At 38.8% G+C, this 17,126-nt stretch carries 16 protein-coding genes and 4 pseudogenes; 10 read left to right on the top strand and 10 right to left on the bottom strand.

The genetic code is table 11. The annotated features are described in order from the left end of the window. Nucleotides 1–2: 2 nt before the first annotated feature. From ABKJ27_RS06725 to ABKJ27_RS06710, 4 genes and pseudogenes are all read right to left on the bottom strand, one after another. Entirely contained in the window at nt 3–416 is a 414-nt protein-coding gene (locus ABKJ27_RS06725) for a hypothetical protein (protein ID WP_261446759.1), read from the bottom strand. Between the two features lie 130 nt (nt 417–546). Then, nucleotides 547–1,254: a nicotinamide mononucleotide transporter gene (locus ABKJ27_RS06720; protein ID WP_194251494.1), complete on the bottom strand. Its 708-nt coding sequence runs from the start codon at nt 1,252–1,254 to the stop codon at nt 547–549. Continuing rightward, nucleotides 1,211–1,408: pseudogene (locus ABKJ27_RS06715) on the bottom strand (hypothetical protein). Before ABKJ27_RS06715 ends, ABKJ27_RS06720 begins: the two are co-directional and overlap by 44 nt. After that, complete coding sequence (locus ABKJ27_RS06710) at nt 1,374–2,024, bottom strand: metal-dependent transcriptional regulator (protein WP_410011563.1); 651 nt, start codon at nt 2,022–2,024, stop codon at nt 1,374–1,376. Before ABKJ27_RS06710 ends, ABKJ27_RS06715 begins: the two are co-directional and overlap by 35 nt. A gap of 111 nt (nt 2,025–2,135) precedes the next feature. Here ABKJ27_RS06710 and ABKJ27_RS06705 point away from each other — a divergent pair, with 111 nt between their 5' ends. From ABKJ27_RS06705 to ABKJ27_RS06695, 3 genes are all read left to right on the top strand, one after another. Then, entirely contained in the window at nt 2,136–2,978 is an 843-nt protein-coding gene (locus ABKJ27_RS06705; RefSeq protein ID WP_410011562.1) for a metallophosphoesterase family protein, read from the top strand. Nucleotides 2,979–3,053: 75 nt separating this feature from the next. Next, nucleotides 3,054–3,491 (top strand): Rrf2 family transcriptional regulator, encoded by a 438-nt coding sequence (locus ABKJ27_RS06700; protein ID WP_150922525.1) that lies wholly within the window; start codon nt 3,054–3,056, stop codon nt 3,489–3,491. 68 nt (nt 3,492–3,559) lie between these two features. Next, nucleotides 3,560–4,579, top strand: a complete 1,020-nt coding sequence (locus ABKJ27_RS06695) for a YdcF family protein (RefSeq protein WP_004255616.1) — start codon at nt 3,560–3,562, stop codon at nt 4,577–4,579. Between the two features lie 88 nt (nt 4,580–4,667). On the opposite strand, the gene ABKJ27_RS06690 is transcribed toward ABKJ27_RS06695, so the two are convergent. From ABKJ27_RS06690 to ABKJ27_RS06680, 3 genes are all read right to left on the bottom strand, one after another. Continuing rightward, nucleotides 4,668–5,741 (bottom strand): DUF2974 domain-containing protein, encoded by a 1,074-nt coding sequence (locus ABKJ27_RS06690; protein ID WP_410011561.1) that lies wholly within the window; start codon nt 5,739–5,741, stop codon nt 4,668–4,670. Nucleotides 5,742–5,864: 123 nt separating this feature from the next. Then, on the bottom strand, nt 5,865–6,641 hold the full coding sequence (locus ABKJ27_RS06685) for a ferredoxin reductase (protein ID WP_049524259.1): 777 nt from the start codon (nt 6,639–6,641) through the stop codon (nt 5,865–5,867). Nucleotides 6,642–6,729: 88 nt separating this feature from the next. Then, nucleotides 6,730–7,299 carry a TetR/AcrR family transcriptional regulator gene (locus ABKJ27_RS06680; protein WP_410012142.1) on the bottom strand — a complete coding sequence of 190 codons (570 nt, stop codon included), beginning with the start codon at nt 7,297–7,299 and terminating at the stop codon, nt 6,730–6,732. A gap of 409 nt (nt 7,300–7,708) precedes the next feature. Between ABKJ27_RS06680 and ABKJ27_RS06675 the strand changes: the two genes are divergently transcribed. The 6 genes and pseudogenes from ABKJ27_RS06675 to ABKJ27_RS06650 all read left to right on the top strand — a co-directional run bounded on the left by ABKJ27_RS06675 (nt 7,709) and on the right by ABKJ27_RS06650 (nt 13,604). Next, nucleotides 7,709–8,386, top strand: a complete 678-nt coding sequence (locus ABKJ27_RS06675) for a response regulator transcription factor (RefSeq protein ID WP_261233476.1) — start codon at nt 7,709–7,711, stop codon at nt 8,384–8,386. Continuing rightward, nucleotides 8,379–9,353, top strand: a complete 975-nt coding sequence (locus ABKJ27_RS06670; protein ID WP_049516471.1) for a sensor histidine kinase — start codon at nt 8,379–8,381, stop codon at nt 9,351–9,353. Before ABKJ27_RS06675 ends, ABKJ27_RS06670 begins: the two co-directional genes overlap by 8 nt. A 797-nt stretch (nt 9,354–10,150) precedes the next feature. Beyond that, nucleotides 10,151–11,662 carry an ATP-binding cassette domain-containing protein gene (locus ABKJ27_RS06665; RefSeq protein ID WP_261034833.1) on the top strand — a complete coding sequence of 504 codons (1,512 nt, stop codon included), beginning with the start codon at nt 10,151–10,153 and terminating at the stop codon, nt 11,660–11,662. 293 nt (nt 11,663–11,955) lie between these two features. Then, a pseudogene (locus ABKJ27_RS06660) lies at nt 11,956–12,153 on the top strand (TIGR00341 family protein); the annotation flags it as partial. Between the two features lie 81 nt (nt 12,154–12,234). Then, nucleotides 12,235–12,558, top strand: a complete 324-nt coding sequence (locus ABKJ27_RS06655) for a potassium channel family protein (RefSeq protein ID WP_000825751.1) — start codon at nt 12,235–12,237, stop codon at nt 12,556–12,558. Continuing rightward, a complete protein-coding gene (locus ABKJ27_RS06650) occupies nt 12,555–13,604 on the top strand; it encodes a DUF389 domain-containing protein (protein ID WP_049516469.1) in 1,050 nt (349 codons plus the stop codon). Before ABKJ27_RS06655 ends, ABKJ27_RS06650 begins: the two co-directional genes overlap by 4 nt. Nucleotides 13,605–13,861: 257 nt before the next feature. Here the strand turns inward: ABKJ27_RS06650 and thrS are convergent, their stop codons facing one another. The 3 genes and pseudogenes from thrS to ABKJ27_RS06635 form a co-directional block, all read right to left on the bottom strand. Next, nucleotides 13,862–15,805, bottom strand: coding sequence for a threonine--tRNA ligase (gene thrS, locus ABKJ27_RS06645; RefSeq protein WP_033682071.1), 1,944 nt, complete (start codon nt 15,803–15,805; stop codon nt 13,862–13,864). Between the two features lie 40 nt (nt 15,806–15,845). Further along, nucleotides 15,846–16,054 (bottom strand): annotated as a pseudogene (locus ABKJ27_RS06640) (hypothetical protein). A gap of 73 nt (nt 16,055–16,127) precedes the next feature. Further along, nucleotides 16,128–16,501: pseudogene (locus ABKJ27_RS06635) on the bottom strand (hypothetical protein). 204 nt (nt 16,502–16,705) lie between these two features. On the opposite strand from ABKJ27_RS06635, the gene rpsO reads away from it, so the two are divergent. Beyond that, a complete protein-coding gene (gene rpsO / locus ABKJ27_RS06630) occupies nt 16,706–16,975 on the top strand; it encodes a 30S ribosomal protein S15 (RefSeq protein ID WP_001018251.1) in 270 nt (89 codons plus the stop codon). Nucleotides 16,976–17,126 lie beyond the last annotated feature (151 nt).

The raw sequence follows: 17,126 nt of genomic DNA, 5'->3' as shown, positions 1-17,126 counted from the left end.
CCTTAGAGACACTCCCATAAAGAGATGTGTTTGTCGTAAAAGTCTGGATAGTTTTCTCTTAGGTAGTTAGTCGTCGTATAATATAAAGTAGAATGGCAAGCAGTGGCAATTGGCATAAGAGATGAAAAACGATGAGAACTTATGAGGGATAAGATGAAGAAAAACAGAAAATCAAAGGTGAGAACCCCTAAATAGTAGAAGCGAATCTTTTTATTGATTTGAGGATAAATCTCAGTGAATTGATGTTTGAGTCGGACAACCAAGCGAAATAGCAGGAGTCCTTGAGCAAGGATAAAAATGAAGCCAGAAAGCAGGAGCTGCTCCAAAGAAGTCTCGGGTCTAGTGGTAAAAAATGCAAATAGTAGCAAATCAATGACTGCAATTGCTACAAAATGGATTCTAAAGAGATTTTTCATAAGATGACCTCCCTCTTTTATCTAGCTTCATTCTACTCCAAAAGAATGGGAGTTACAAGTAAAATGATAAAAATAGTAGAAGGGAGATTCTCTTAAGTTGGCTAGTATTCTTTATTTGAGTTTCCTTCTATTATCTAACTTCTTCATCATTCCAGACAAATAAAGCTCCGATTGCATTGAGGATATAAAAGATGTATTTACCGATATTGGCGAAGTTTCCTTGAATGCCAGCCTTTGTCAGCTGCACAAAATTGTAAATCAACCAGAAGCCCCACTGAGTTGTCAGTTTCAATGCGTTCAAGGCATTGGCGATGAGGGACAGTGCAAAGGCAATAGTTGTTACATAGGCAAGGAGATTCATCTTACCACCATATCCGATATAGTTGGTCACAAAGGCAAAGAGGAAGGCGATGATGGAAATGATGATGGCCGCCAACTTTAGCTGTTTTTGGCTCATTTGGTTGGGTCTGCCTTCTTGCGAAGCTTCCCATTTCTTAATCGCAAAGGTATAAATGAGGAAGGTGACAGGATAGGTGATAATGGCCGCCTTATTTCCAAGGATATAATCAATAGCACCGGACAAAATGGTATTAACAATACCAAAGTAATTTCCCCATTTGCTTAATTTTCCCGTGAAACGAGTGGACAACATAGAAATCCCAACGTTGGTTACGGAAATCAATCCAAAGGGGACAAGGGCAGTCCATGGTCCCCAGTCTACGAATTTATCGAGGCGTGAGTTGAGGTAACCAGATGCAATCGCAATCCCAACGACCAGAGCAACTCCAAAGAGGTCAAACCATTTGGATGTAGCAAAAATTTTTAGTGATTTTTTCATAGGTTAAACTATCTTTCTTTTTTTTAACAAACATTCTACAACTAAATGAAAGTAAAATCAAATGCTAGAAATAAAACCCTGAAAATTAAACTTTCAGGGTTGGTTGGGTACTTGAGAAATTAGTCGATTTTCTCGACGTAGAGTTGTTTGGCAATGTCCATACTTACTTGCAAATCCTCATTTTTACTGAGGATAGTGAAGGTATTGCTGAAGCCATCAAACTGCTGGACTTGGAGACAGTCACCGATGTGAAGTGAGTGCTTATCCAAATAATGGAGAATGTCAAAACTATCGTGCACCCGAGTCAGGCGGTAGGCGCCAGCTTCCTTGATATCAGCTAGTGGCAGGTTATTGATTTCAACCAGGAGTTCTCCCTTGGCAGGAATAGTTCCTCCGTGAGGGCAAGTTTTGGGGAATCCAAGTAATTTTTCTAGTCTCTCCACGAATAGGTCAGAGACAGTATGTTCCAATACCTCAGCTTCCTCGTGAATCTGGTCACTCGTATAGTCTAAATGATGAACTAGAAAAACTTCAATCAAGCGGTGTTTACGGTAGAGTTCAGAGACCAGTTTAAGTCCAAGGTCAGTCAGTAGATAGCCACATTCCTTGTCCTTGAGGATGAGATTTTCACTTTTCATCCGTTTAATCATTTCAGTTACGGCAGGGGGAGATACTTGCATACGAGCCGCAATTTCCTTGTTGGTGATTTTATGCAGGTCTATGCCAATTTCATAAATACATTTTAGATAGTCTTCTTTATTCGGGGTCATTCGCTTCCTCTTGTCTAATATCTTTATCTAGTATATCAAAAAAAGCTAGATTTCTCTAGCTGTGACTTTTTATGTTATACTTATTGCAAGAGAAAAAACGAGGAGATGGATATGACGAAAATAGCTCTTCTTTCAGATATTCATGGAAATACCACCGCCCTGGAGGCTGTTTTGACAGATGCTCGGCAGCTAGGAGTGGATGAATACTGGCTTTTGGGAGACATTCTCATGCCAGGGACAGGGCGTAGAAGGATTTTGGACTTGTTGGCTCAACTACCGATTACGGCTAGAGTTTTGGGAAACTGGGAAGACAGTCTGTGGCATGGTGTCCGAAAGAAATTGGATAGTACTCGTCCCAGTCAACGCTATCTCTTGCGCCAGTGCCAGTATGTTTTAGAGGAAATTTCACTAGAAGAAATTGAACTGCTCCACAATCAACCTCTCCAGCTTCATCGTCAGTTTGGGAATTTGACAGTTGGAATTAGCCATCATCTGCCTGATAAGAACTGGGGGCGTGAGTTGATTCATACTGGAGCACAAGAGGACTTTGACCGCTTGGTGACCAATCCACCTTGTGATATCGCTGTATATGGTCATATTCACCAGCAGTTGCTTCGTTACGGGACTGGTGGACAATTGATTGTTAATCCGGGTTCGATTGGGCAGCCTTTCTTTCTAGATGCCCAGTTACGGAAGGACTTGCGAGCTCAGTATATGATTTTAGAATTTGATGACAAGGGCTTGGTAGATATGGACTTCCGACGGGTAGACTACGATGTGGCAGCTGAATTGCAGTTGGCTAAAGATCTGAAACTTCCCTATTTTGAGGTTTATTATGAAAGTCTGGTCAATGGTATCCATCATACTCATCATCAAGAATTTCTGAGAGAATTGGCCAAGAAAGAGGGCTACGATAGGGAGCTAGATGCCTGGTTGAAAAGTGGTAACGATTGACATTACAACTAAAAAGGGTATAATAAAAGGAAAAGAAGAGTAGGGGCAGGGTAGCCTCGTAAAAAGGAGAAGAGGATGCAAATTCCAAGTAGATTTACCATTGCGACTCATATGCTGATTATTATCGCTCTCAAGGGGAAGGAAAGCAAGGTGACCAGTGATTTTCTGGCTGCTAGTGTCGGGGTCAATCCTGTCATTATCAGAAAGACCTTGTCCCAGTTGAAGAAGGCAGAGTTGATTTCAGTAGCTCGTGGAACAGGTGGGACAGAAATTGTCAAGGATCTTAAGGACATTAGTCTTTTAGATGTTTATCAGGCGGTCGAATGTCTTGGCAAGACAGGTCAACTATTCAGTTTCCATGACAATCCAAATCCAAATTGTCCAGTTGGAGCTCATATTCATGAGGTTTTGGATCAAAAATTGGAGAGAATCCAGCTGGCTATGGAGGCAGAGCTTGGTCAGACCAGTCTAGAACAAGTCGTGGCTGATGCAGAGAGCCAAATGAAGGATTGAGAGGGATAGATGCCCTCTTTTTCTCTATGTAAAATTGTGATAAAATAGAATCATTAAAGGAGGAAGAAATGTATCTCGTTATAGGAATTGTATTAGCCTTTATAGTGTCATTTTGGAAGGATAATAGAAGTTTGTGGAATCCAGTATTATTCTTATTATCCCTCATTTCCAGTTATTTTTATCTAGGCTACCTTTTTTATCAAAATGGGTATGAGAAGATTCATTTCGCTTTTTTTATATTTCCCTTTATTTTACTTCCTTTTTTGCTTTTTCTAAGTGGCATCTTTCTAATCTATAATGGGGTCATTTTGTTGAAGCGAGAGGGACGTTCAAAGGCTAATTATCTCTCCATGCTCCTTGGAATAGTCATTTTGCTATTTTTTGCTTTGATGTCATTTCGATTGGGAGGACGACATGAATTATTTTACACCAATCACTTTCTAAATATTTTATTTGTATTCATTTTCTACTCTTATTTTATTTTTGGCTTTGCTTTTACGGGTTTTATGCTGTACTCTATCTTGTATCTCTTTATTCCTAAGAAGAAGCATTATGATTTTATTATCATTCATGGTGCAGGTTTGTTAGACGGAGAAAAGGTAACACCTTTGCTGAAGAAGAGAATTGATAAGGCAGTAGAAGCTTACTACAAGTCTAAAAATTCTAACATAAAAATTATTGCCAGCGGTGGTCAAGGAGGAGATGAGAAGATTTCTGAAGCGCAGGCTATTACAAACTATCTGCTTGAAGAGACAGATGTTCCCCAAGATGCGATTATTCTGGAGGATCAATCAAGGACTACCTATGAGAACCTTCTCTTTTCTAAGGAACTTGGCGAGAAACTGGTAGCCAAACCTCAATTTCTCTTTGTAACAAATGACTATCATGTTTTTCGTACCAGTACCTATGCGCGTAAGTTAAATATGAAGGGAGATGGCCTCGGATGTAGGACGGCAGGCTACTACATACCATCTGCTTTTATTCGGGAGTACGTAGCGCTCTGTGTTAAGATGAAATGGCTTTTCCTTGCCTTTTATGTCCTGCTATCAGTCCTCATTTTGATAGCCTACAAAGGGATTATTTGGTAGTCAGATTTTATTAAAAAAGACTTAGAATGCACATGAAAGTATGTATTCTAGGTCTTTTGTTTTGTATACATTTGATTTTTGAAAGGTACTATCTATTCTTCCAGACTTGGTAACGGGTATCAATCAATAACTGGGTAAGGCGTCCCAAGGTTTCCCTTTCTTCTGGAGTGAGGGATTGCGCTTGAACAAAGAGATGATGAATGTGTTCGATAGCCTTGAAGGAAGACAGGTCATTGATAGAGGTGATACCAGAATCAAGAATAGTGCCAAAGAAGAGATCGAAGTAGAGCTGGAGTTCCTCGTCAGGGACTGTGGCCACCCATTCCTTGAAGGTTGTGTCGACTTGTTGACTATCACTGTTGATTTTATCCAGTTGGACGAAGTGTTTGTCCTCAATCTGCCAACTAAAGGTATCGTGTTGGGCGATACCACCTAAGGCAGTACTGTGCACGATGATTTGGTGGTTAGGGATTTCCATCATCATACCGATAATGGACCCTTGTGGGATAAAGACCTTGATTCTATCCATTATCCTTTGATATCCCTCAGTTTGTGTCAGTTCTTTGTGGAGGCCAGGCGCATCAAAGGTATAAACTGCTGTGATTTGATTTTGCAAGTTTTGCTCAATTTGGCTAGCACCATAGATGGCTAAATTTCCTCCCTTGGAATGCCCAGCCAGAATGACCTTTTGCTTAGGATGTTGGGCAAAAAAGTTCTTTAAATAGCGGAGGGCGTGCTTTTGAGCAGGAATTTCCTTCATATAGGTCAGGTGAAAATCTTCCTTCCAGCCAATGATACTGTCATCTGTACCTCGAAAAACAATCAGATAGGTGTCGAGAGTGAGGCGGTAGGTCATAGCTGCAAATTGCTTTTGCAGCTCAGGGTCGATGTCGTTGATAAAATGGGAGAGTTTGCAATTTTTGAAGCGTTTGTGTTGAGCTAATTCATCCAATAATTGGAGACGATTTTTACTGGTTAACATGTTAGATTCTCTTGGAACCTGAGGTGCCAGGTCTAAAAGTCGCTGAGAAACTGTAGAGACCAGATTATCAAAGGAGAGGTAGGTGATTTCTGTTAAGGATAGAATGTCTAATTCATTCAAAGGAAGGTCGTAAAAGGAATCGTATGCGACATCTTTCAGATAATCAAAAATATTGGCCATAAGAGCTCCTTTCTTTTTATTTATCTTATCACAAACACATAGAATTTACTAGTTGGTTTGTACGATCTCTCTACATACCGACCTATAATGGTATGATTTAGATACATAGAAGACAGTTTGCTTTTATTTCAAACCTCTAAACATACTTGTTTGTATCTGTTTGTCGTCAATCCCATTCTCTTTTAAGAAATTTTTCATCTCATTTATATCATCAGGTTGGCCGGTTAAGAGATAAATAGCTTGGTTACCGTATTTCACAACCGCATTTTTTAAAAATGCTTGGCTTTGAGAAAAGGTTTCGCTAGTTTTATAAGTTAGATTCGGATTATTCTTACTAAGCTCTCTTAACTCATTATCAAAAATGTTTACTCCTTTGTCTAAATGATTAAGAATGATGGAGCGCTTACCAGCCCACTCTTTCATAACTGGACGTAGAGTAGAAATACCGACATCAGAGGCAAAACAAACTAGTGCTTGGTCATTGTCTTTAACAGATAAAGATGACTCCAGCCAACTCATCTCAATTTTACTACCAGCTGGTAAATGTGTTAAGGTTTCCTTAAACACGCTACCACTATTATGGGTTACAATAAGAATTTCATCCTCATCAGGAGTGGAAGCAAGGGTTAGCCATCGGCTAGCCTGATCCTCCTTTACTGGACTTTTGTCTAGACCAAACGAACTGTCAGGAAGCTTAAACTGAGCATAGGAGCCAGCTTTCCATATTTGATTTTTTGGTTTTGTGATGTGAACTAAATACAAATCTCCGCTGGGATTTTCAATGGATTTTATCGATAAAGTTTGACTTCGTCCAAGATAGGTAATGATTCCCCAAGATATAAAGCCGAGCACTCCAAGTGTAGTTAGAATAATTATGAACATTTTTTTCCCTCGTTTCATTTTTAACTCCTATAGTGTAGTAATTTCCTATGAATGAATAATATTTTTTTTCATTCAATAATTTCCAAAAAATAAAGAAAAGATTTCTTTATTTCAGTATTCCTTTAATGAAGTTGGTTGCTAGTATTTCTACAGTTTTGCTAATATCTGGAAAATCATTTTCTGTGATATGCATATCCATGTAGTAAAATAGGTTGTAAACTTGTAAAATATCTTGAATTTTTTCTGGAGAATGGCCTTCAGCCTGCAAACGATGAGTAAAGGTTTTCACGAGAAATTGATGAAATGGATTCGTGACTTTCCCTTCTTCTGAGGAATAGTAGCTATGCAACTCATCTGCTATGGCAGGATTGTACCATTCTGCAAGGATTTTATTGGAAGAAACGAGTGCTCTGGATTGAGCAAAGAGTTGACTAATAAGATCAATCATATCAATTTCCCAATCCAGTTCTTCGATCATAGTTTGGCGAACACGGTTGTTTTCATAAATATAGATATCTAAAAAAATAGCCTCTTTACTTTCGTAATAGTTATAAAAAGATCCGACTGCCATATGAGCTTGTCTAGCAATTTCTGAAATTCCTGTCGCCTTGTATCCTTTTTTTGAAAAAACTTCATAAGCTGCGGATTTCAAAGCCTGTTTTTTGTCCAATTTGATTCACCTCTCTTCTGAATGAATATTAAATCTTGTTCATTCACATCTTAACAAATCTTTTTCAGATTGTCAATCTGAAAGCTAGAACTTTTTACGGATACCACTCGATAAGGAGCTTTTCAATGTTAGAAGAGTATAGAGTGTCGTTTTAACTACACTCAAGGTTTGGAAGAATAGATATAAATTTTGGTTAAGGGGATGGATAAAAGAACTGAAATGAAGGTTGAAAAAAATTAAAAATAAAAGGGTAGGACTGGCACTATGTATGAAAATAAGGTATGATATCAATGGGGTTATTCACTATTTGTTTTTGAGCTGTTGTGACAAGGAAATGTCAAAAAAGTATTAGATACCAGCCCCTTTATTTATAATAAAGGATTTAAGACTCCTAAAATTAGCAAAGGAGAATCAGATGCACAAGATTTTATTAGTAGAAGATGATCAGGTCATTCGTCAACAGGTCGGGAAAATGCTCTCTGAATGGGGATTTGAAGTGGTGCTGGTAGAAGACTTTATGGAAGTTTTGAGTCTTTTTGTCCAGTCGGAGCCTCATCTGGTCCTCATGGATATTGGACTGCCCTTGTTTAATGGTTATCACTGGTGTCAGGAAATCCGCAAGATTTCCAAGGTACCCATCATGTTTTTGTCTTCGAGAGATCAGGCTATGGATATCGTCATGGCAATCAATATGGGGGCGGATGACTTTGTGACCAAGCCTTTTGACCAGCAGGTCCTTTTAGCCAAGGTTCAGGGCTTGTTGCGTCGTTCCTATGAGTTTGGGCGAGACGAAAGTCTGCTGGAATATGCCGGTGTTATCCTCAATACCAAATCCATGGATTTACATTATAAAGGGCAAGTCTTGAATTTGACCAAGAACGAATTCCAGATTTTACGCGTTTTATTTGAGCATGCAGGCAACATCGTAGCACGTGATGACCTTATGCGGGAACTTTGGAACAGTGACTTTTTCATTGATGATAATACCCTCTCTGTCAATGTGGCTCGATTGCGTAAAAAGTTGGAAGAGCAGGGCTTGGTAGGATTTATCGAGACCAAGAAAGGGATAGGGTACGGATTAAAGCATGCTTGATTGGAAACAATTTTTTCTAGCCTATCTGCGTTCCCGTAGTCGTCTGTTTGTCTATCTGATTTCTTTGACGTTTCTGCTCTTACTCTTTCAGTTTTTATTTGCCAGTTTGGGAATTTACTTTCTCTACTTTTTCCTGCTGTGTTGCTTTGTAACCATCTTATTTTTCACTTGGGATATATTGGCGGAGATGCAGGTCTATCGTCAGGAAATTCTCTATGGGGAGAGGGAAGCCAAATCTCCATTGGAAATAGCCTTGGCTGAAAAATTAGAGGCGCGTGAGATGGAACTCTATCAGCAGAGGTCAGATTCAGAAAGAAAACTGACGGATTTGCTGGATTACTATACCTTGTGGGTCCATCAGATTAAGACCCCCATTGCAGCCAGTCAACTCTTAGTTGCAGAAGTGGTCGACCGCCAACTGAAGCAGCAATTAGAACAGGAAATTTTCAAGATTGATTCCTATACCAATCTAGTTTTACAGTATCTGCGTTTAGAAAGTTTCCATGATGATTTGGTCTTAAAGCAGGTGCAAATTGAGGACTTGGTCAAGGAAATAATTCGTAAATATGCTCTTTTCTTTATTCAAAAAGGCTTAAATGTCAATCTACATGACCTTGATAAAGAAATCGTGACGGATAAGAAGTGGCTGCTAGTGGTTATTGAGCAAATCATCTCAAACAGTCTCAAGTACACCAAGGAAGGTGGTCTGGAGATTTATATGGAGGGGCAAGAGCTTTGTATCAAGGATACGGGAATCGGGATAAAAAACAGTGATGTCCTCCGAGTCTTTGAACGTGGCTTCTCAGGATATAATGGACGCCTAACTCAGCAGTCATCTGGACTTGGCCTCTATCTATCTAAGAAAATTTCTGAAGAACTGGGGCACCAGATTCGTATCGAGTCTGAGGTTGGAAAAGGAACGATAGTGCGGATTCAGTTTGCTCAAGTAAAGTTAGTCCTTGAGTGAGAAGAGACAATGAGTTTTTACCCAATCTCTTTTTGCTATATTTCAGGATATTTGAAGACTGTTTTTTACAAAACCAATAATAGAATTTTTAATACGGAATATAGTATAAATACTGGTTCAAAGTGAAGTTTTGTATGCTTTATACTTTTGTTGAGTATAAAATCTATAAACTAAGGGTGAATTACAAAAATTAATTTGAGATGAAGTGAATTGTAGACTTGGGAAATGTCTCCTATTCGATTTCAGAATGAATCGTTGATACAGGATTAAAAGAACTGCAGCTTTCTTTTTATTTTGAATGAGATAGGTGTATATAGATTTGTGTAACTGGTGTAGAACTGTTTCCAAGAATTTATTGAATGTATCGAATACACACATCCTATTGATTTTGAACCAGTTTTTAATTTCTAAATGTTATAATAGTTTTATCAAGTAAAAGGAGACTACCATGATTGGAGACAATATAAAATTCTTACGAAAATCACATAATCTGATATAACCAGAATTTTCACGGATTGTGGGTGTGTCACGAAATAGCCTAAATCGTTAGAAAAACTGAAAAGCTTACTTTCAATAGAAGTGTTGGAAATATTCATTTTACATCTATCAAAGAAACATGGGATAGACCTATATTTTACAAAATAGCAAATTATATTTTGAATGATAGTAAAAACTGCAGAACTTGTGTGATTTACAATTATTGCACTCAATGTCTGAGTATAGCACTATCTGAAATAGGGAATAGTAGAGATTGTTCTGAGATATGTAAAAAAACGCATTAGCAAGGAGTATCGTATATGCTACCATATCTTAAAACTATTAGATGGTATCTCTTCTTTAATTTTCTTTTTGGTGTAGTATCGAATATCTGCACAGCTTTGTTACCGTATTTCACGCAGGCATTAATCAAAGGGGATTATCAAGTAGCTCTATATGGTTACTCTATGTCAGTGGCAGGCTATTTGAGTTGTAACTATATCCAAATGATACTTGATTGGAAGCAGGGGATTATCTTTTCGACTACTTTGAAAAATGAGTGGTTTCGTTCACTTCTGGGACTCAGTCACCACGATTTCAAGCAGAAAACAGTAGCAGAGTATATTTCCTATCAATCTAATGACCTAGATTCGTTGGAAAAGGATTACCTTCCTCCATTGATGAGTTTTATCAAACAAATTTTACGTATCATCATTTACGCTTTCATTATTAGCAGAACAATTAATCCTATTGTATCACTGATTTTAATCTTTTCTACTGGAATTAGTATTCAAATTCCTAAAATCGTTGGGAAGTTGACCGCTAATCGTAGACAGGTTTACTTGAAAAAACAAGGAGATTACTATCGAACTTTGGAGGATTTGCTCATGGGACATCATTTGGTAAATAAACTAACTATGTCGCATTTTTTGAATCAACAAAAGAGCTCTCTAAAGAATTTGCAGGATAAGTATTTTAAGTATGGTTTGACAAAAATTACAGGCATCTTATTGACAGGTGTTTCTTTTGAATTCATTAGTCTTGTTCTGTTTATTTATTTAGCCTACTCTCTATCTCACCAGCAACTCGGTATTCCTGAGGTGGTGGCGAGTTTCGGATATATTAATGCTTTTTCTGAACCAATACAGGAAATCCTTTATGATTTACAAATGTTAGAGTCCGTAAAGCCTGTAATCAAGAGTTTTCAAAACATTGTTGGGAAACCCGTTTCAGTTCAAGCACCTCAACATTCTTTTGATACGATTACTTTGAAAAACATTTCCAAACAACTGGGAGAATCAAAATTGATAATTACTTCCGCTACGATTCAAAAAGGGGATAAAATTGCGCTTATTGGTAAGAATGGGTCTGGAAAAAGTAGTCTTCTCAATATTTTAAATGGAACAGATGAAGATTTTGAAGGACAAATTGTGCTAGATGGGCTTGTTTTGGACCATCTTTGGGGAAGATTCGGTATGATTCTGCAACAAGAACATACATTTATTTCGAGTTATGAAAATAATGTAACGCTATTCAATAGTTTCAATGAAAAATTCAGAGAAGAAGATTTTGAAAAAATTCCACCACAATCCCTGTCAGGTGGTCAGCAACAACGAATGTATTTAAATCGTGAGAAAAATCGTAAAAATCCATTGCTTATCCTAGACGAACCTTTCTCTGCCTTGGATACTAATCAGTTTAAAATGGAATTGGAAAGAGTTCTGGAACTACCAAGTGCCGTCATTGTTACTTTACATCGCCAAAACGAATTATTAAGTAAGTTTGACCAAGTTTGGGAAATTAAGAATGGAGAACTTGTAATTTTGAAATAGCTAAATTATAGAGAATAAAACGCATATTATCAGGAGTTCAGAGGAGATACCGGTTTTTCTTTTTCTAATAAGGAATCTAAAATTTCTTGCTTTCTCTATCTGTTCAATTGATAGATTTCGTCAGTGAAAGAATGTAAAATTTTTGATATAATGTTAAGGATGGACTGACGGATACTTAGAGGATAATTTTCAAAAGAATAATAGGTGAGAAGAAAAATATGTAAGATTGGACAGAAGTCTCTCTACCATCATCCATGCAGAAACAAGATTATATGAAATAAAAGGAGTAACCAATGACCAGAAACTATTCAACACGTGAATACCGTGAGAAATTATATGATGATCTTCATGTTCGATTAAGAGATACAGTGATTTTGATGTGTGCGATTTTTATTGCCTCTATAGGTCTAAATATGAATTCAACAGCTGTCATTATTGGAGCCATGCTGATTTCCCCTCTTATGACACCGATTGTTGGACTGGGGTTTGGTGATGGAGATCATGTCCTATCTTCACTTTGATTATTGGAAAAAAACGGCTCGGTCAGGAGCTAGTATGAATAAGGAGAACAAATGAAACGTTTAAAAATGTTATGGCATATTATGCAGGTTACGGGTTTTACTCGGTTTGCTCTGAGTTTTGTGACCTTTGTTTTTGGGTCAGGAGGCGTGCTTTTCCTAGTTGAACCTGCTATCACAAATTACGGAGACGGTCTTTGGTATGCTTTTGTGACTTCGACGACTGTCGGCTACGGGGATCTCCTAGCTGTGACCTTGATTGGAAGGATTACCAGTGTCTTCTTGACGATTTATGGGCTCATATTTTTTGGCTGTTTATCAGCTGTTATTTTTAATTATTATACCAATTTAAATAAGGAAAGAGGAGAGGACAAATGACTGCCAATTATTCAACACGGGAATACCGTGAGAAATTATACGATGACCTTCATGTTCGATTGAGAGATACAGCGATTTTGATGTGTGCAATTTTTATTGCCTCTATCGGACTAAATATGAATTCAACAGCTGTCATTATAGGAGCCATGTTGATTTCACCTCTCATGACACCGATTGTTGGACTGGGATTCGGTTTAGCTATTTTTGATACGCGTTTAATCAAGCAATCTCTAGAGGTTTTATTGACTCAAGTGTTGGTCAGTTTGCTTGTCTCGACTCTGTATTTCTGGATTTCTCCCTTGTCTTATGCAAGTAGCGAGTTGATTGCACGAACCTCTCCAACCATTTGGGATGTCCTCATTGCTATTGCTGGTGGGATTGCTGGTGTGATCGGTTCAAGGAAAAAAGAAGCAAACAATATCGTGCCAGGAGTAGCCATTGCTACAGCTCTGATGCCGCCTATCTGTACTGCTGGCTATGGTTTAGCTAATGGGAATGTACGATTTTTATTGGGGGCTCTCTATCTTTTCTTGATCAACTGTGTCTTTATCATGCTAGCCAACATTGTTGGAACAAGAATTTTGATGAGAAAATCTCCTTTAACTTCATTTAAAGAGCTGAGCATTAAAATGAGAATTGGCTTGATATCTTTGATTGTATTGTTGATTCTTCCAGCTAGCTATTCGGCAGTTACTCTGACAATAGAACAAGCGCGCAAAGAAGGGATCAAACAGTTTGTAGGAAAAGAGTTCGCCAATTATACGGTTATTAATCAAGTCTACAAGTCAAGTAACAATGAATTGGTCTTGACGGTTGTTGGAGATCCGATTTCAGAAGAAGAATTAGAAACACTCCACCAAAAACAAGCCTCTTACGGTATTCAATCTGTTCAATTGAAAGTGAATCAAGTTCAGAACTCGCCAACATTAGATAGTGAAGCGACCAAGGAATTTTATGAAAACATTGACAAGTATATTGATCAAAAACTCTCTGAAAAAGATTCACAAAAAGATCTCGTAAAAGAAAATGAAGCAGACAAGGATTGAGGATATTGACCTTATCTAACTCATGAAAGCAAATCTTGTGTGGTGGTTTGGTCAATCACTACTAGCTCGGATTAAATAATACTCTTCGAAAATCAAATTCAAACCACGTCAGCGTCGCCTTACCGTACTCAAGTACAGCTTGCGGCTAGCTTCCTAGTTTGCTTTTTGATTTTCATTGAGTAAAAATATAAAAAGCAACAGCTGTTTTTCAGTTGTTGCTTTTTAGGTAGTTAGGATTTTATCCCAGGTTTTATCTCTTATTTCTCAACGCGTGATTTGTTGGCGATATCAGCTAGGATAGCTTGAACAAAATCATCTACTGAGACAGTTTGTGTTTCTTTTTGGCCGTAGCGACGAACGTTGACTGTTCCGTCTTCCATTTCCTTGTCACCAACGATTAATTGGTAAGGAATCTTGCTTGTTTGTGAAGCACGGATTTTGAACTGCATTTTTTCATTGCGTTCATCTACGTCTGCACGAACACCGCGGTCACGGAGTTTTTTCGCCACTTCCCAAGCGTAGTCCACGTGTTTTTCGTTAGATACTGGGATGAGGGTTACTTGGTGAGGTGCTAGCCATGTTGGGAAGGCACCCTTGTAGTTCTCAATCAAGATAGCTGTGAAGCGTTCCATAGTTGAGATAACTCCACGGTGGATCATAACTGGACGGTGCTCTTCGCCATCAGCTCCGATGTATTTAAGGTCGAAGCGTTCTGGAAGCAAGAAGTCAAGTTGGATAGTAGAAAGAGTTTCTTCTTTTCCAAGAGCGGTCTTAACTTGAATATCCAATTTTGGTCCGTAGAATGCTGCTTCACCTTCGGCTTCAAAGTAGTCCACGCCCATTTCATCAAGGGCTGCACGAAGCATGGTTTGAGCATTTTCCCACATCTCATCATTATCAAAGTACTTATGAGTATCTTGAGGGTCACGAAGAGAGAGGCGGAAGCGGTATTCATTCAAGTTGAAGTCTTCATAAACATCGATAATCAACTGAAGAGCACGTTGGAATTCTTCTTGGATTTGTTCTGGAGTCACAAAGAGGTGACCGTCGTTAAGAGACATTTCACGTACACGTTGAAGACCAGTAAGGGAACCAGATTTTTCGTAGCGGTGCATCATACCGATTTCAGCGATACGGATTGGCAACTCACGGTAAGAGTGAACATGATGTTTGAAGACTTGGATGTGGTGCGGACAGTTCATTGGACGAAGGACGAATTCTTCCCCGTCACCCATGTCCATAGTTGGGAACATGTCTTCTTGGTAATGATCCCAGTGACCAGAAGTCTTGTAAAGTTCAACAGAAGCAAGTGGTGGAGTGTAGACGTGTTGATAGCCAGAAGCTAGCTCTTTATCTACGATGTAGCGTTCTAACTCACGACGAATAGTCGCACCATTTGGCAACCAGAATGGAAGTCCTTGACCAACCTCTTGAGAAATCATGAAGAGATCAAGCTCTTTACCAAGTTTACGGTGGTCACGTTCCTTAGCTTCTTCACGCATTTGAAGGTAGTTTTTCAAGTCTTTCTTGTCAAACCAAGCTGTACCATAGATACGTTGCATCATAGCGTTGTCGCTATTTCCACGCCAGTAAGCACCTGCTACATGGAGAAGGTGGAAGATTTGGATACGGCCTGTTGATGGGACGTGAGGGCCACGGCAGAGGTCTACATACTCACCTTGACGATAGATAGTCAAACCACCTTCGTCTTCAGAGTGTTCTTCAATCAATTCTAATTTGTAAGGGTCGTTCTTGAAGATTTCACGTGCCTCGTCTTTAGTCACTTCTTCACGAATTGATGGGAAGTTTTCTTTGACAATTTTTTGCATTTCTTCTTCGATACGAGGAAGGTCTTCGTTAGAGATTTGACCAGCTGTGTTGTCAGTATCGTAGTAGAAGCCGTCTTCGATGGCTGGACCAACTCCCAAGTGAATGTCTGGGAAAAGACGACGAGCTGCTTGGGCGAACAAGTGAGCAGCTGAGTGACGCAAGATTGGAAGGGCATCTTCGTGATCAGGTGTCACGATTTCAATGCTTCCATCTTCAGTGATAGCACGAGTAGTGTCGATGAGTTTGCCGTTGAATTTACCAGCCAAGGCCTTTTTAGCTAGGGAATTGCTGATAGATTGGGCAATTTCAAAAGTTGTAACGCCAGATTCGAATTCACGAACAGCGCCATCTGGGAAAGTAATGTTAATCATGATGTTCTCCTTACTTATATTATTGACGAATGTGTTAACCCTATTCTGAAAACAGGGACAGAGGATTGTGAAAGCTAGAAAAACAAAAAGCGACATCCTCGAAAGGACGTCGCAACGTGGTTCCACCTTCATTTATGTACCTCAAAAGAGAGGGACACCTCTGATTGGCTCTAACGTGGCCACCGTTTTATGTTTTCATAAAAAACTCAAGAGTAGTATCAGTTTAGGCTCTCTATGCGTTTCCAGCAACCACGCACTCTCTAGTAGAAAGGGACTAAGTGACTTGTCTCTATGGATTATTATAGCATGATTGTGAGATTTTTCAAGGATTTTGTGAAAGTTTTTTGTTTTTCATTTTTGTAGAATATGCTTGATGCCAATACCGGAAGCCATGCCCACCAGAGCCAAGGTTTCATAGATTAGCAAGTAAATTAGTATAAACTCACCAAAGGTTATGATAGTAAAGCAAAAGAGCAGTCCGTTACCAATTAACCACCAAAGTGAGAAACGGAAACGGTAGCTATAGAGTAGCGATACAATCAAGATTACCAGAGGTGTAAAGAAGAGAATATTATTTACGTAGAGACTCTTGAGCAAAAGGGGGTCAGAAATGATTAGTGATAACAACTCATAAAGTGGCCAATAAAAGAAAAATATGACCAGATAGTAGGGTAGATGGGAATAGAATCTAGGCATGATAATCACCTCGTTTTAAAAAACAGACAACTTAGATTTCTTGCTATGATTATTATAGCATATTTAAAACAAGAAAGTAAATCTGTTGACAAAGAAGTTAGTTATTGGTAGAATAGGGATTGTCGTAAAGACAAATAACTTCTTCTTGGTTACAGGCATGCCAACCTGTCACTCGGATGAAGCCAAATAAAAAGGAGAAACATCATGGCAATCTCAAAAGAGAAAAAAAATGAAATCATCGCACAATATGCACGTCACGAAGGTGATACAGGTTCAGTAGAGGTTCAAGTTGCTGTCCTTACTTGGGAAATCAACCACCTTAACGAACACATCAAACAACACAAAAAAGACCACGCTACTTACCGTGGATTGATGAAAAAAATCGGTCGCCGTCGTAACTTGCTTGCATACTTGCGTAAAAACGACGTTAACCGTTACCGTGAGTTGATCAACTCTCTAGGACTTCGTCGCTAATCTTGCGTCTAAACCGTTTCTATACTTCGTTGGCTTCGGCTCGATGTACCATTAGTACAATCTTCGCCTCGTCGCCTAGTCTATAAACGGTTTATCCAGCAAGACTGTAGCTCTCTGATTTTCAGAGGGCTTTTTACGTTGTCACCTTACC

The sequence above is a fragment of the Streptococcus sp. KHUD_011 genome (assembly GCF_046352925.1).
Lineage (GTDB): Bacteria > Bacillota > Bacilli > Lactobacillales > Streptococcaceae > Streptococcus.
Note: the sequence above shows the minus strand (reverse complement) of the source record. Positions and strands in the feature narration are given on the sequence as shown.

What these genes read in the sequence shown, in the direction of transcription:
- ABKJ27_RS06690 (WP_410011561.1), bottom strand. Translation starts at nt 5,741, where the DNA reads ATGGCCAATATTTTTGATTATCTGAAAGATGTCGCATACGATTCCTTT.
- ABKJ27_RS06705 (WP_410011562.1), top strand. Translation starts at nt 2,136, where the DNA reads ATGACGAAAATAGCTCTTCTTTCAGATATTCATGGAAATACCACCGCC.
- ABKJ27_RS06720 (WP_194251494.1), bottom strand. Translation starts at nt 1,254, where the DNA reads ATGAAAAAATCACTAAAAATTTTTGCTACATCCAAATGGTTTGACCTC.
- ABKJ27_RS06695 (WP_004255616.1), top strand. Translation starts at nt 3,560, where the DNA reads ATGTATCTCGTTATAGGAATTGTATTAGCCTTTATAGTGTCATTTTGG.
- ABKJ27_RS06650 (WP_049516469.1), top strand. Translation starts at nt 12,555, where the DNA reads ATGACTGCCAATTATTCAACACGGGAATACCGTGAGAAATTATACGAT.
- rpsO (WP_001018251.1), top strand. Translation starts at nt 16,706, where the DNA reads ATGGCAATCTCAAAAGAGAAAAAAAATGAAATCATCGCACAATATGCA.
- ABKJ27_RS06655 (WP_000825751.1), top strand. Translation starts at nt 12,235, where the DNA reads ATGAAACGTTTAAAAATGTTATGGCATATTATGCAGGTTACGGGTTTT.
- thrS (WP_033682071.1), bottom strand. Translation starts at nt 15,805, where the DNA reads ATGATTAACATTACTTTCCCAGATGGCGCTGTTCGTGAATTCGAATCT.
- ABKJ27_RS06665 (WP_261034833.1), top strand. Translation starts at nt 10,151, where the DNA reads ATGCTACCATATCTTAAAACTATTAGATGGTATCTCTTCTTTAATTTT.
- ABKJ27_RS06725 (WP_261446759.1), bottom strand. Translation starts at nt 416, where the DNA reads ATGAAAAATCTCTTTAGAATCCATTTTGTAGCAATTGCAGTCATTGAT.
- ABKJ27_RS06685 (WP_049524259.1), bottom strand. Translation starts at nt 6,641, where the DNA reads ATGAAACGAGGGAAAAAAATGTTCATAATTATTCTAACTACACTTGGA.
- ABKJ27_RS06710 (WP_410011563.1), bottom strand. Translation starts at nt 2,024, where the DNA reads ATGACCCCGAATAAAGAAGACTATCTAAAATGTATTTATGAAATTGGC.
- ABKJ27_RS06675 (WP_261233476.1), top strand. Translation starts at nt 7,709, where the DNA reads ATGCACAAGATTTTATTAGTAGAAGATGATCAGGTCATTCGTCAACAG.
- ABKJ27_RS06700 (WP_150922525.1), top strand. Translation starts at nt 3,054, where the DNA reads ATGCAAATTCCAAGTAGATTTACCATTGCGACTCATATGCTGATTATT.
- ABKJ27_RS06670 (WP_049516471.1), top strand. Translation starts at nt 8,379, where the DNA reads ATGCTTGATTGGAAACAATTTTTTCTAGCCTATCTGCGTTCCCGTAGT.